The sequence below is a fragment of the Pseudomonas sp. HP_01 genome, assembly GCF_055284355.1.
In genome coordinates this window covers 117,649-130,431 of the sequence record NZ_JBTOPV010000001.1, presented here as the reverse complement: position 1 = coordinate 130,431, position 12,783 = coordinate 117,649, and the positions used below count along the sequence as shown (strand labels likewise).

The window sequence follows — 12,783 nt, the reverse complement described above, 5'->3', positions numbered from 1 at the left end:
CCCGGCTAAAGCCGGTCCCACAGTGGAGTCCACACTCGATTTCACTGACTGCGTCGTATGCTTTGGTGGACCGGCTTCAGCCGGGAAGAGGCCAGTTTGAACGCCATCAAGCTTGCGGTGTGACAGCTGACGTCTTCCCGGCTAAAGCCGGTCCCACAGTGGAGTCCATACTCGATTTCACTGGCTGCACGCACTGCGTTAATAACGATGACTGATGAGGTAGCGGCCCAAACAGTCATACAGCGCATAGCCGAGCACCCATAAGCCGAGCATCGCCACCAGATCCAACACGCGGCTATTTCCCGCTCGCGGGGTGCGCAGACGCAGCCTTGAGTACCAGGGGCCCATGGCCGCGAGCCCGCAGCCGAGCAAGAGCAACGCAGCCGCAAACTGGAGCGGACCCTGAATCTGGCTGCCAAGACCGGCCGCCGCCGTGCGTATGGGGTAGATCACCAAGTAATAGAGCCATGCAAGCGCTGCGGCGATGAGCGCCAGACCCAAGGGCATGCCAGGGATTTCCTTGCGTTTGACCGGATCAAGGTGGTCCGACTCCTTCCCCTCAAGCAGATCCACGATACGCGGCCAACCGGCAACACTGGCCAACGCTTTCGCGGTGTGGCCGTTGAAGTTGGCCGTCAACGGGTCCGCGCCGTGGCGCAGCAGCGCACGAACCACTGTGTAATTGCCCGCCAGCACTTCGCGGTGCAGGAGCAGCCACCCCTCGGCGTCCAGGTCGTGGATCGCTTCGGGATGCTGGGCCAACTCTTCTTCGACTTTGCCCCGCATGTTCAGCGCCATCGGGTGCTCGGTACGTTCCAGGGCGGCCAGCGTCTTCTGGTCCTGCGGGAGATCCAGACTTCGAGAGAGCAGCCGTGGCGTCTGGCCTTCTTCAGCAGGCACCACTTCAACGCTGCCGGCTTTTCCGAAATCCAGGCCCCAGGCGCGGTCATGGGCTTCGCGGGCGTCCGTGGACATTTCGCTGCGCAGCGCATCGACGGTGAAGCCCCCGTAGACATGCCCGTCGCGGACAAACATCCAGTCATTGAGGGCTTCCAGCGGCAGCGTCACCGGGTCCGACGCATTCAGTGAGGAGAGCCATCGAGGTGAGTTCATGAGCACACCGCTGATGGACTCCCCGTCAAACTCGATGTCAGTGACCCACATGTTTTCGACGGCGGGGATGTCGGGGTCGTCGGCATCCAGCACAAAAGACATTTTGACCGCCGCCATGTCCAGACTTTTGACGATTCTGCGTGCCTCCCAGGACAGCTCACGCCAGAAGAACTTGAAAGTGGCCTGGGCGCTGGCGACCGCCGCCTTGAGTTCGTCGCTTTCGCCTTTCACGCTGTAGATGATCTGCCCGGTCATAAGAAAGTCGTTCCCTCTTTCAATCTGAATAATGTTCTACCATGAGCCGTCATTCATGGCGTGAGCCGCTGCGTTCATGCCCCTAGAGGCCCGATGTTATGAGAGACCTGCCACCCACCGCCACCTTGCGCGCCTTCGAAGTTGCCACCCGTCACGGGACGTTCACCTCCGCGTCCGAGGAGCTGCACGTTACCCAAAGTGCGGTGAGTCACCAATTAAAAAATCTTGAAGACATCTGGGGCGTGCAGCTGTTCCAGCGCGGCAAGACGTTGAGCCTGACACCGGCGGGTGCCGCCCTGGCGCCGATTGTGCGGACGTTTTTCATGAACCTGGAGGCGACGCTTGCGGACCTTCGGGAAGAGAACGGCCGGGTCAGGCTCAAGGTCAGTACGACCTATTCCTACGCACTCAAATGGCTGTTGCCGCGCTTGCCCAATCTGGCCGAGCTTCACCCGGAAATCCTCGTCACGCTGGACAGCACAGACACCGCCATCAACTTCGCCAGCGGCGAGGCGGACGTCGCGATCCGTCTGGGTGGCGGCAACTACCCGGCGCTGCACTCGGAATTCATGTTCAGGGAACACATTTTCCCCGTGGCGAGCCCTGACTTGCTCAAACGCTTCGGCATGCCCCGGGAGCCCGCCGAATTGTTGCGCTATCCGCTGTTGGCCCGGGACGGTTCCGACTTGGTGCCGAAGTGGGAGGTGTGGTTTCAGAACATCGGCCTGGGCGTGACCTCGCTCAAGGAAAGCGTACGTTTTCCCGACACCAACATGACCGTGGAGGCGGCCTTGTTAGGGCAGGGCATCGCCCTCGTTCGCAGTGGACACGTGGAAAAAGAAATGCGCGACGGCAGTTTGATCAGGTTGTTCGATGTGCCGTTTCCCTCGCCTGTGGCCTATTACTTCGTCTGCCCGAAGGGTATCGAAACCCGGCCCCACGTGGTGAGCTTTCGCAACTGGCTGCTCAAGGAGTCGACCGCTGCGAACCTGAGTTACGACTGAAGCATGAGGAATTGCTCATGATTGAATGAGCAGACTTCGCTTCCGTTTTCTGGGTCGGCCTGACTAAGATCCGCCCCATGCCTACTCATATCATCCTGTTAATCCTCTTCGCCGCCTTGCTGCATGCTGGCTGGAATGCCTTGCTGCGCGGCGGTGGCGACAAGCTCTGGTCGATGACCATCATGTGCGTGGCAGTGGCCATCGTCAGCAGTGCAGGGGCACTGTTCTTCGACGCGCCGGCGCCGGAAAGCTGGCCCTACGCGGTGCTCTCGGCGGTGCTGCATGTCGGCTACAACCTGTTTCTGGTGCGTACTTACCGCAGCGGCGACCTCGGGCAAACCTATCCGATCTCTCGGGGTTCATCGCCGGTGCTGATCACGTTATGCGCGTCGATATTTGCGGGGGAGGTGGTGGAAACCGGCGCGATGGTCGGCATTGCACTGGTGTCAGCGGGGATCATTTCTCTGGCGTTCAAGGGCCGGAAACTGGACATGACCAGTCTTCCTTATGCGCTGGGCACCGGTTGCTTCATTGCGGCCTATAGCGTGACGGACGGGATCGGCGGGCGTCTGTCCGGCGCGCCGATGGCTTACACCGTCTGGATGTGCGCGATGTGGGGCGTACTGATGCCGATCACTTATATCTGTCTGCGGGACGCGCGCAGTCTGTTTACGGTCCGGCCCGGTTTGGTCGCCTCGTTGGGCGGAGGTGTGGTGTCCTTGCTGGCTTACGGCATCGTCATCTACGCCATGACCCTCGCACCCATGGGCGCAGTGTCCGCCCTGCGTGAAACCAGCGTGCTGTTTGCCGCGTTGCTCGGGTATCTGTTTTTGGGCGAGTCGCTGACCGTGCGCAAGATCCTTGCGTGCGTGGTCATTGCGGCCGGCACGATCATCATTGGCTGAGCGGCGGGTGCTCACCTGCGCAGCTTCGGCTTCACCGCCTTCAACCGCGCAATGGCCAGGTTGTGCAGGTATTGGCGTACGGCATCGTGGTGCTCGACGCTCACGTGATAGCTGTCCAGCAGTCCCAACAAATAGCCCTCGGCCATGGCGTGGTATCGCGACACGCTTTCCCGCGTATCACTGGTATTGAGCCTGGCAATCATCTCGTCGATCCGGGCGTGGTGCTCGGGTGAGAACCAGTCCTGCTGAGGCGCAGAGCCGGCGTCATCGGTCAGGGGCGTGTGCAGAATCATCGGGTCTCCAGGCAATCACATGGGTCGTAGTCTGAACAGGCGCGGGACGCTTTTGAGGGGTTGATCCTGCGACCTTGGCGTTGGACAGCGGATCAACCGCAAAATCCTGTACTACGCTGAGCGCGGGATCCACCCACTGAGATGTCTCAAGCTGGAAAAAGAGGCAGGCATGGGCGACGCGGGTGTGCGCTTTCGCGCGTTCGCCGCCCCGGCTAAAACCGGTCCTGCCTTCACCTTCACCCCCTGACGGAGTTGCCCCATGGCGTTTGACTGGCACAGCGAGCCCCTTTCCAGAGACACCGCTGTCACGCAGGATTACCGCAACACCCAAAACGTCCGCCGCTTCCTGACCGAGCAGTGCGGCCCGGCGTTCAAATTTGACCGGGACTTCATGGCCTGGATACGCAACGACACCCGCAAGACATTGGGTGATGTTGCGGATGAATGGCAACGGCGACAGGGCAACAACGGATAACCCATGGAGGGCGGCGAGATGTTCACGTTATTCGGTGCAAACCGATCCGGCTCGGCAGCCATCGAGATCGCGCTCACATTGTGCGGGGCCGATTATCAACTTGTCGCTGCCAGCGCCTGGGAAGAGGGCGCGGGGCAGAACGAGCTGAAACGCCTGAACCCGTTGATGCAAGTGCCGACCCTGGTCGTTCCTGACGGCGCCGTGCTCACCGAAAGCGCGGCCATCCTCATCCACCTGGGTCTCGAGTTTCCGTCGTCGGGCCTGATATCTCACGAAGCCCTTGAACGCGCTCAACAACTCCGCGCACTGGCGTACATCACCACCAACTGCTACGCGTCCATCGGGCTGATCGACTACCCGGAACGCTGGCTGCCAGACGCCGATCCTGATCAATTAGACCGATTGGTCGCAGGCGCCCGGAGCAAACTCCGCAGCCAGTGGGACGTTTTTAGCGATGTGTTTTACAACCCGGTTGCCTGGCATCCCCATGCGCCCGGCGCTGTCGAAATCCTTGCCAGCGTGGTCAGCCAGTGGAGTGGGGCGCGGGAACATCTGGGGCGATCGCGCCCCGAGTTTTACGCCTCTCTCGGGGTTGTTGATCGTCATCCCGTCATCAAGGCGGTACTGCAACGACACGGTTGGTGACGCGTGAGGCGTTACGGCGACAACTGACTGCGCAGCTTCGCCGGGCTGATGCCCATGCGCAGCCGAAAGGCCGTCGCCATATGGGCCTGGGAACTGAAGCCGCAGCAGAGGGCGATCTCGGCCAGTCTCGCCGCAGGCTCAAGCATCAGGGTTCGGGCCTTGGCCAGGCGTCGGTCGATCAGATAACTGTGGGGGCTTTTACCCGTGGTGTTTTTGAAGGCCCGCATGAAGTAACCCTCTGACAACCCCAGCATCTGCGCCATCGCCTGAACCCCCAACGGCCCGTCGATGCCGGCGTCGATGAACTCATCCAGCCTGCGCATCCGGCTGCCGTTTATCGTGCCTGGCAGCGGCGCTTCGAAGGTGTTTCTGCCCTCGATCCGGTCGGCCAAAGCCAGCGCCCAGCCCTCCCAGTCATCCGCCGCCGAGGCCTGCAACAACCCCGCGCGCATCCTCATGGCGAGGGCGATCGCCTGGGCATCAATGCGGTTGTTGAAAGCGTGGTTGCCTGTCAGCGCCAGCCCGTCCGTGCGCAGCAGCCGCAGGTATTCGCCGCCCGTGGGCGACTCCGACAACACGTCGCAACCGGCAGGCACGAACGCCAGGCCGTTAGGCACTGCGTCGAAGGGCTGCACCCGGTCGCTGCCGATGGCGTGAACGCCGCGCTGGCTTTCGAAAGCAAAGCCGATCGCCGCCTGCGTCGCCACGTAGCGGGTTTCGTAGCGGGCGGCGGGGAGCAATTCGATCATCCACGGGCCCGCCTCGACACGGCGAACCGGTTCAGACGGGAGCGGGTGAGGTGGGCGTTTTGTCGGGCTCATGGCAGTCATAGTAATGAAGCGAGCGGGCAAAAGTCAGGTCAGTTTTTTGAAAGCCGGCGCGGCGAGCCTCTGCCTAGACTGGGCCACATTTCCGAGGAGATCCCCCATGCACGGACTGACCCGCGACGATATCGAACAGGCTGCGCGCCAGGTGTACGCGGTCATGCCGCCGACCGCTCAATACGCCTGGCCGTTGCTGGCCGAGCGGCTGAACAGCGCGGTGTGGGTCAAACATGAAAACCACACGCCCACCGGTGCGTTCAAGGTGCGCGGGGGGATTACCTTCATGCACTGGCTAAAACGCACGTACCCGAGCGTCAACGGCATCGTCACCGCCACCCGGGGCAATCATGGCCAAAGCCTGGCCCTGGCCGCCACTGCCTTGGGCTTGAGTGCGTTGATCGTGGTGCCTGAAGGCAATTCGCCGGAAAAGAACAACGCCATGCGCGCCCTCGGCGGTACCGTGATCGAATGTGGCCGGGATTTCGACGAGGCCCAGGAAGATGCGGCGCGGCTGGCGGATCTGCATGGGCACTACCTGGTTCCGCCCTTTCACATCGAGTTGCTCAAGGGCGTGGCCACGTATGCGCTGGAGTTGTTCATGGCCGCGCCGGATCTGGACACCGTTTATGTGCCCATCGGCTGTGGCTCCGGGATTTGCGGCGTGATTGCCGCCCGCGACGCGCTGGGCCTGAAGACGAAGGTGGTTGGCGTGGTCTCCACCGAGGCGGCGGCCGCCAAGTGGTCGTTCGAGGAAGGCACCATTTTGCAAACCCCATCGGCGAACACCTTTGCCGACGGCCTCGCCGTGCGCAGACCCATTCCTGCGGCCTTTGCCATCTATCGATCAGGGGCGCAGCGCATCGTCGCCGTCAGCGAAGAAGAAATCGCCGAGGCCATGCGCGTTTATTACACCGACACCCACAACCTCGCGGAGGGTGCGGGCGCCGCGGCACTGGCGGCGCTCATTCAGGAGCGCCGGGCCATGGCAGGGAAAACGGTCGGGGTCATTCTGTCCGGCGGCAATGTGGACCGGTCGGTGTATGCGCGGGTTATAGGCTGAAGCGGCAAGCGTTTCAGCAGGGAGGCGGTCAGCGCGCCATTGGGTGGAAGATGTAAGCGTCGCTCGGTGAGTCGGCCAGTGGCAGGGATTGGGCGTGCAGATACGCCCTCAGCTCCGGGTCTTCTGCCTTGATCTGCCAGGGTTGAGCCGCCGGGCTGGGGCTGACTTCGGACCTCTCGCAGGCGGCAAGCAACGTTTCCACCGAGGGCTGGTAAATGACCAGGCCGTTGCCTTTCCAGCCGGCAACGGTCAGGCCCAGGCTTTCGCACAACGCGACTTTGTCATGGGCATCCTCGCGGTCGGTCTGGCGTGATTGCTGGACCAGCATGGCCAGCCCCTGATCCGACGCCAGCAGACTGCCTTGCTGCCAGCTTTCGGGCGGACAGTCCTTGGCCTGGGGTTTTAGCTCAATGAAAGGGCTGATCTCCATCGGGTAGATCCGGCACACCATCGGCCGCTCCAGGTACACCGAGCAGAGCCCGTCCTTTTGAAGGTTCGGGCATTCAGGGATCGCGTTGGCCGCCAGAATCACCGTCACTCGCAGCGTGCCAGACCCGCCAGCCACCGGCGCGGATCGCCCGGCGTTGTAGGCATACTCGGGCGAGTCGACAGGCCAGAGTGATTCGTCGAACGCCTCCAGCAATATCCCCACGGAATGCCCGCGTTTGAGCCAGGTTACGGCTTCGGCGAGGGTCAAAGGGACGAAGCGGCCACGACAGCATGCGCCGCACCCCACGCATTCGAATTGCACGTCGGGGTCCACAGCGAGGCCATGGGCGGTGGAGGGCGCTTCTGATTCGTTGATGTCCATGTGACCTGCATCCCTGTTCGTTGATCGGTGAATCATAACTGGATGTACGCGATCAGTCAGTGGGATCGGCTTCAGCCAGGAAGACGCCCGTTTCAGCACCTCCAATTCCACTGTGTCGCGTAAGGCCGTTACAAAAACAACGCACCGATGTCCTGCAGGTCACGCCTCGGTCTCAACTCATCCAGTTGCCGCCGTCAACGTTGTAGGTCTGGGCGACGACGTAATCGCTCTCGGTGGACGCGAGAAAGATGGCCATGCCGGTCAGGTCTTCGGCGGTGCCCATGCGGCCGAAGGGCACTTCCTCGCCGACGAGGCGTTTCTTCTCGCCCAGCGGCCGGCCCTCGTGTCTGGCGAACAGCGCGTCCACGCCATCCCAGTGCTCGCCGTCAACGACGCCCGGAGCGATCGCATTGACGTTGATCCGGTGCTTGATCAGGTTCAGTCCGGCGGATTGAGTCAGGCTGATGACGGCGGCCTTGGTCGCGCAGTAGACGCCCACCAATGCCTCGCCGCGCCGGCCGGCCTGGCTCGCCATGTTGATGATCTTGCCGCCATGACCCTGGGCGATCATCTGCTTTGCTGCCGCCTGAAGGGTGAACAACGTGCCGGCCACATTGATGGAGAACAGCCGCTCGTAACTCTCGCGAGTGATCTCGGTGATGGGCGCCAGATCAAACAACGCGGCGTTGTTGATCAGGATGTCCAGCTTGCCCGTGGTGGCGACGACCGCCGCAATGGCGGCGTCGATGGACGATTGATCAGTAACATCCATCCTTACCGCGTAGGCCCTGGCGCCCAGTTCGCTGGCCGTTTGGGTCGCGCGCTCCAGGTTGATGTCGGCGATGGCCACCGTCGCGCCTTCGCGAATGTAGGCTTCGGCGTAGGCCCGTCCGATGCCTCGGGCCGAGCCTGTGATCAGTGCGCTTTTACCTTCGAGTCGTTTCATTGAAAGAGTCATCCGTCATGCAGAGAGAGGCGGCAGAGGCCTGCCGGCAGGGCGTTTATTGCTTTGGGTAACCGGCGCGCTTCATTTCCCGCTCGGTCGTCGACTGCGCTGCCGCCAGGGCTTGATCGACGGAGGTCTGGCCGGTGAGCGCGGCCGAGAGGAGCTTGCCCACGGACGTGCCGATGGCCTGGAACTCCGGGATGGTCACGTACTGGATGCCGACATAGGGCACCGGCTTGGCCGAGGGATGCGCCGGATCGGCGTGCTTCATCATCTCCAAAGTCACTTTGGCGAACGGCGCAGCCTTGAGATAGGCGTCGCTGTAGGTGGAAGTGCGGGTGCCAGGCGGCACGTTGGTGATGCCATCCTTCTGCGCGACCAGCTGGATGTATTCTTTGGAGGTGGCCCACGTGGTGAAGGCCTTGGCGGCGTCTTTGTGTTTGGAGGTCGCCGGGATTGCCAGGGACCAGGCGTACAGCCAGGACGACCCCTTGTCGGTCACTTCAACCGGTGCGGGGGCGAAACCCACGCTGTCCACGACCCTGCTCTGTTCCTTGTCGGTGGTGAACGATCCTGCCACGCTGGCATCGACCCAGATCGCGCATTTGCCGCTGTTGAACAACGCCAGGGTTTCATTGAAACCGTTACTGGAGACGCCGGGTGGCCCGTAGTTTTTGAGGGTGTTGACGTAGAAGTTGGCGGCGGCTTTCCACTCGGGGCTGGTCAACTCGGGTTGCCACTGTTCGTCAAACCAGCGGGCGCCAAAGGCGTTGGCCATGGTGGTCAGCAAGGCCATGTTCTCGCCCCAGCCGGCCTTGCCCCGCAGGCACATGCCGTACTGGCCCTGGTCCGGGTGATGCAGCTTGGCGGCAAACTCGCCGAGCTGGGTCCAGGTCGGGTGCTCGGGCATGCTTAGCCCGGCTTGCTTGAACAGGTCGGTGCGGTAGTAGGTCACCGTGCTCTCGCCATAGAAAGGCAAGGCATACAGGGTGTCGTTGACCGACAGGCCCTGGCGCACGGAAGGAATGATGTCGTCGAGGTCGTAGCTGGCGGCCAGGTCCTTCATCGGTTCGAGCCAGCCTTTTGCCCCCCATAACGGCGTCTCGTAGGTGCCAATGGTCAACACATCGAACTGGCCGCCCTGGGTGGCGATGTCGGTGGTCAGCCGCTGGCGCAGGACGTTTTCTTCGAGCACCACCCAGTTGAGCTTGATGTCCGGATGCTGCTCTTCGAATACCTTGGAGAGCCGCTGCATGCGGATCATGTCGTTGTTATTGACGGTGGCGATGGTGATCGTCTCGGCGGCGTGACTGATGCCAACCAGGGACAGACCGGCAGACAGCAGCAGCGCGTGATGCGTGATCTTCATGGTGATCTCCACTCCACGCCGGTGGCGCGGAATCGTTATTGTTGTTTTTGAGCACTGCCGGGCGATCTGAAGTGACACTTCGGGGCAGTGGCGTGTCGATTACAGCAGCTTGCACTGCCTGCAAACAAACACACCGAGGACGTGCCACTGATGCTTTTTTAACCGTGCAGAGCTGTCGTGGAGCAGGCTAAAAAAGTATCAGCCCGCAGTGACAGGCGAGGTGGAGCAGGGGAATGCACTGCGCGTATGGTGCGGTGATGCATGCGCCAACAATGACAAAAAAGGGCCAGACCATGCCTGCAAGCCGAACCGCCTTATTCGAGCAGTTGCCTGCCGAGCTGGAAATCATCCTGCCGGCGCCCCAGCAGAGTTTTCGCTGGTACGAGCACGACTATCCCTATGCGCTCGCGCGCTGGAATCATCATCCCGAATACGAGATTCATCTGATCCGCAAAGGCAGCGGCAAACTGGTCGCGGGCGATTACATCGGCGCCTTCGGCCCTGGCCATGTGGCGTTGATCGGCCCTGATTTACCCCATGACTGGATGGGCGATCTGACGCCGGGGGAGCACCTGCAAGGCCGTGACGTTGTGCTTCAATTCGACGGCGCTACGTTGCTGGCGCTGCGCGAGACGCTGCCTGAACTGGGTGAATTGCAGGGGTTGTTTGACCGTGCCCGCCGCGGGCTGGAATTTACCGGAGGGACCGCCGTGCAGGCGGCGGAGCTGCTTGAACGCATCGGCATGGCGCAGGGATTGCCACGCCTGCTGCTGTTTCTTGAACTGCTCAACACCCTAAGCACGGCGCCCGCCCGTGAAGCTCGCACCCTGGCGAGTTCGTGTTACGCGCCGGCACTGGATGCCAGAAGCGCCGAGCGCGTTCACCGCGCGTTCGATTATCTGCAACGTGAGCTCACGGGTGATATCAGGCTGTCGGTGATCGCCGAGCGGCTGCACATGAGCGAACCCGGGTTTTCACGGTTCTTCAAGCGCGCCACAGGCCACGGTTTCATCGACCTGATGCGCAAGCTGCGCATTCAGAAAGCCTGCCGGCTGTTGCTGCAGACGCAGATGTCCATCGCCGATGTCTGTTTTGAAGTGGGCTACATCAACCTGTCGAACTTCAATCGACACTTCCGTTACGAGATGAACCAGACGCCGTCGGACTACCGAAGAGGGACGGCGGCGACGCGGTTCCACTTGAACACGTCGAAGGCGTCCTAGCCGTTCTTCCCCGGCATCGTTACCGCGCTGACCTCATCGCAGGTCCAGGCCCGAACCGGCGGATCCCGGTATGTCGGTTGTCTCAGTCAGCCATGAACCACTTGGGATGCAGGGCCGGGAAGTGTTCACGCAATGGCGCGCGGCCGCTTGGCAAGGCGGTCATCAAGGTCGGTTGATGCCGGAAGTGCGTGCAACGAGCGGCTCATCGTGTGATCGCAGAAACAATTTGACATCTGATATTTGTGATCACATATTTGCGCTACAAAAACAACTTCAGGCTTCACCCCATGACTGACCGTCCTATCCCGTTGCCAACTCTCCGTCACGTATCTCGTGACACCTTGCAGGATCAGGTCTACCGCCAGATTCGCGAAGCGTTGATGAGTGGTCGCTTCCAGCCAGGCCAGAAGCTGACCATCCGTGGCCTCGCCGAGGCGCTGGGTTCCAGCCCCATGCCAGTGCGCGAGGCGCTGCATCGGCTCAGCGCTGAAAACGCATTTGAAGTCACCGAAACCGCTCGACTGCGCGTTCCGGTCATGACGCCCACGCGGCTTCGCGAGATTCGTGATGCACGCGTCGCCCTTGAGGGTTTGCTGGCGGAGAAGGCAGTGGCGCTGATTCAGGACGCTGATCTGGTTGACATCAATGACCTCTGCCAACAAATGCAGCAGGCCGCCGATACCGTCGATGTGTCCCGCTATCTCTGGACCAACTTCGCCTTCCATCGCCGCATTTATGCCGTCGCTCAGGCCGGGCTTACCGTCGCAGCCGTTGAGAACTTCTGGCTGCACATGGGCCCCTGTTTTGCTTTGGTCGCGCCTGATAAAGGGCACCTTCAGCGCTCGATGGAAGCCCACGACCGCATCGTTGCCGCGTTGACCGCCCGGGATGGCGCCGCCGCGCGGGCTGCGGTCACCGACGACATCATGCAGGCCGCCGATTCGTTGATCCGCTTGCTCGTCAACAGCGGCCGTTCCCGGTCGACGTCATCAGGAGTGAAGAAAGCATGAGCGTTCTCGATCGTTTGATCCCCTACAGCGGTTTACGCGTGCTCATCTCGGGAGGGGCCGCCGGTATAGGTGAGGTCCTCGCTGCGGCCTACCTCGAGGCGGGCGCCCAGGTGCATGTCTGCGATGTGAGCGAGCCTGCGCTGGCGGCATTTCGTGACCGCTACCCGGGCAGCGTGGCCACCCGTGCCGATGTCAGTGATCCCGCGCAGATCGAAGCTGTGTTCAAGGTGCAGCGCGAGCAGTTCGGGGGCCTTGATGTGCTGGTCAATAACGCGGGAATCGCCGGGCCAACGGCGGGTATCGACGCCGTCACCGACGAGGACTGGCAGCGGACGATCGACATCAACCTGACTGCCCAGTATCGCTTCGCGCACCATGCGGTACCGCTGCTGAAGGACTCGCCCAACGGACACCTGATCCACATCGCCTCGGTGGCTGGCCGTCTGGGTTACGCCTGGCGCACACCCTACGCCGCGACCAAATGGGCAATTGTCGGGCTGATGAAGTCGCTGGCCTCGGAGCTTGGCGAAAGCGACATCCGTGTCAACGCCCTGTTGCCCGGAATCGTCGAAGGCCCGCGCATGGATGGAGTGATCCGCGCCCGCGCCGAGCAGATGAACGTGCCGGAATCCGAGATGCGTGAGGAATACCTGAAGAAGATCTCCCTCAAGCGCATGGTCACTGCCGAAGATGTCGCTGCCATGGCGCTCTTTCTGTGTTCGCCAGCCGCACGCAACATCACCGGGCAGGCCATCAGCGTGGATGGCAACGTCGAGTACCTGTAGGCGTCGTACGTCGCGCGCACCCAGCGGCCGGAGCCAATCGCCGAGCCGGATTTGACCCGAAGATT

The 12,783-nt window shown here is 61.9% G+C and carries 14 protein-coding genes; 8 read left to right on the top strand and 6 right to left on the bottom strand.

Going from position 1 to position 12,783, the window contains the following annotated elements:
- Positions 1–198: 198 nt before the first annotated feature.
- Positions 199–1,368, bottom strand: coding sequence for a YegJ family protein (locus ACYAR8_RS00600; RefSeq protein ID WP_463578741.1), 1,170 nt, complete (start codon positions 1,366–1,368; stop codon positions 199–201).
- A gap of 98 nt (positions 1,369–1,466) precedes the next feature.
- Here ACYAR8_RS00600 and gcvA point away from each other — a divergent pair, with 98 nt between their 5' ends.
- A complete protein-coding gene (gcvA, locus tag ACYAR8_RS00595; RefSeq protein ID WP_108119237.1) occupies positions 1,467–2,372 on the top strand; it encodes a transcriptional regulator GcvA in 906 nt (301 codons plus the stop codon).
- 77 nt (positions 2,373–2,449) lie between these two features.
- On the top strand, positions 2,450–3,277 hold the full coding sequence (locus tag ACYAR8_RS00590) for an EamA family transporter (RefSeq protein WP_463578740.1): 828 nt from the start codon (positions 2,450–2,452) through the stop codon (positions 3,275–3,277).
- Positions 3,278–3,288: 11 nt separating this feature from the next.
- On the opposite strand, the gene ACYAR8_RS00585 is transcribed toward ACYAR8_RS00590, so the two are convergent.
- Positions 3,289–3,570 (bottom strand): hypothetical protein, encoded by a 282-nt coding sequence (locus tag ACYAR8_RS00585; RefSeq protein ID WP_463578739.1) that lies wholly within the window; start codon positions 3,568–3,570, stop codon positions 3,289–3,291.
- Positions 3,571–3,829: 259 nt separating this feature from the next.
- On the opposite strand from ACYAR8_RS00585, the gene ACYAR8_RS00580 reads away from it, so the two are divergent.
- Together ACYAR8_RS00580 and ACYAR8_RS00575 are read left to right on the top strand one after the other, a co-directional pair.
- On the top strand, positions 3,830–4,045 hold the full coding sequence (locus ACYAR8_RS00580; RefSeq protein ID WP_074883566.1) for a DUF6434 domain-containing protein: 216 nt from the start codon (positions 3,830–3,832) through the stop codon (positions 4,043–4,045).
- Positions 4,046–4,063: 18 nt separating this feature from the next.
- Complete coding sequence (locus tag ACYAR8_RS00575) at positions 4,064–4,690, top strand: glutathione S-transferase family protein (RefSeq protein ID WP_463578738.1); 627 nt, start codon at positions 4,064–4,066, stop codon at positions 4,688–4,690.
- An 11-nt stretch (positions 4,691–4,701) separates the two neighbouring features.
- On the opposite strand, the gene ACYAR8_RS00570 is transcribed toward ACYAR8_RS00575, so the two are convergent.
- Entirely contained in the window at positions 4,702–5,520 is an 819-nt protein-coding gene (locus ACYAR8_RS00570) for a helix-turn-helix transcriptional regulator (RefSeq protein ID WP_463578737.1), read from the bottom strand.
- 97 nt (positions 5,521–5,617) lie between these two features.
- Here ACYAR8_RS00570 and ACYAR8_RS00565 point away from each other — a divergent pair, with 97 nt between their 5' ends.
- Complete coding sequence (locus ACYAR8_RS00565) at positions 5,618–6,574, top strand: threonine dehydratase (RefSeq protein ID WP_463578736.1); 957 nt, start codon at positions 5,618–5,620, stop codon at positions 6,572–6,574.
- A 28-nt stretch (positions 6,575–6,602) separates the two neighbouring features.
- Here the strand turns inward: ACYAR8_RS00565 and ACYAR8_RS00560 are convergent, their stop codons facing one another.
- The 3 genes from ACYAR8_RS00560 to ACYAR8_RS00550 form a co-directional block, all read right to left on the bottom strand.
- A complete protein-coding gene (locus tag ACYAR8_RS00560) occupies positions 6,603–7,385 on the bottom strand; it encodes a YkgJ family cysteine cluster protein (RefSeq protein ID WP_463578735.1) in 783 nt (260 codons plus the stop codon).
- Between the two features lie 172 nt (positions 7,386–7,557).
- The gene (locus ACYAR8_RS00555) at positions 7,558–8,331 is read right to left on the bottom strand and encodes an L-iditol 2-dehydrogenase (RefSeq protein ID WP_463578734.1); all 774 of its coding nucleotides are present in this window, start codon (positions 8,329–8,331) and stop codon (positions 7,558–7,560) included.
- 55 nt (positions 8,332–8,386) lie between these two features.
- The gene (locus tag ACYAR8_RS00550; RefSeq protein ID WP_463578733.1) at positions 8,387–9,700 is read right to left on the bottom strand and encodes an ABC transporter substrate-binding protein; all 1,314 of its coding nucleotides are present in this window, start codon (positions 9,698–9,700) and stop codon (positions 8,387–8,389) included.
- Between the two features lie 293 nt (positions 9,701–9,993).
- Here ACYAR8_RS00550 and ACYAR8_RS00545 point away from each other — a divergent pair, with 293 nt between their 5' ends.
- The 3 genes from ACYAR8_RS00545 (at position 9,994) to ACYAR8_RS00535 (ending at position 12,718) form a co-directional block, all read left to right on the top strand.
- Positions 9,994–10,923, top strand: a complete 930-nt coding sequence (locus ACYAR8_RS00545; protein WP_463578732.1) for a helix-turn-helix domain-containing protein — start codon at positions 9,994–9,996, stop codon at positions 10,921–10,923.
- Between the two features lie 287 nt (positions 10,924–11,210).
- Positions 11,211–11,933 carry a GntR family transcriptional regulator gene (locus ACYAR8_RS00540; protein WP_074883548.1) on the top strand — a complete coding sequence of 241 codons (723 nt, stop codon included), beginning with the start codon at positions 11,211–11,213 and terminating at the stop codon, positions 11,931–11,933.
- Positions 11,930–12,718, top strand: coding sequence for an SDR family oxidoreductase (locus ACYAR8_RS00535; protein ID WP_074883545.1), 789 nt, complete (start codon positions 11,930–11,932; stop codon positions 12,716–12,718). Before ACYAR8_RS00540 ends, ACYAR8_RS00535 begins: the two co-directional genes overlap by 4 nt.
- Positions 12,719–12,783: the final 65 nt, after the last annotated feature.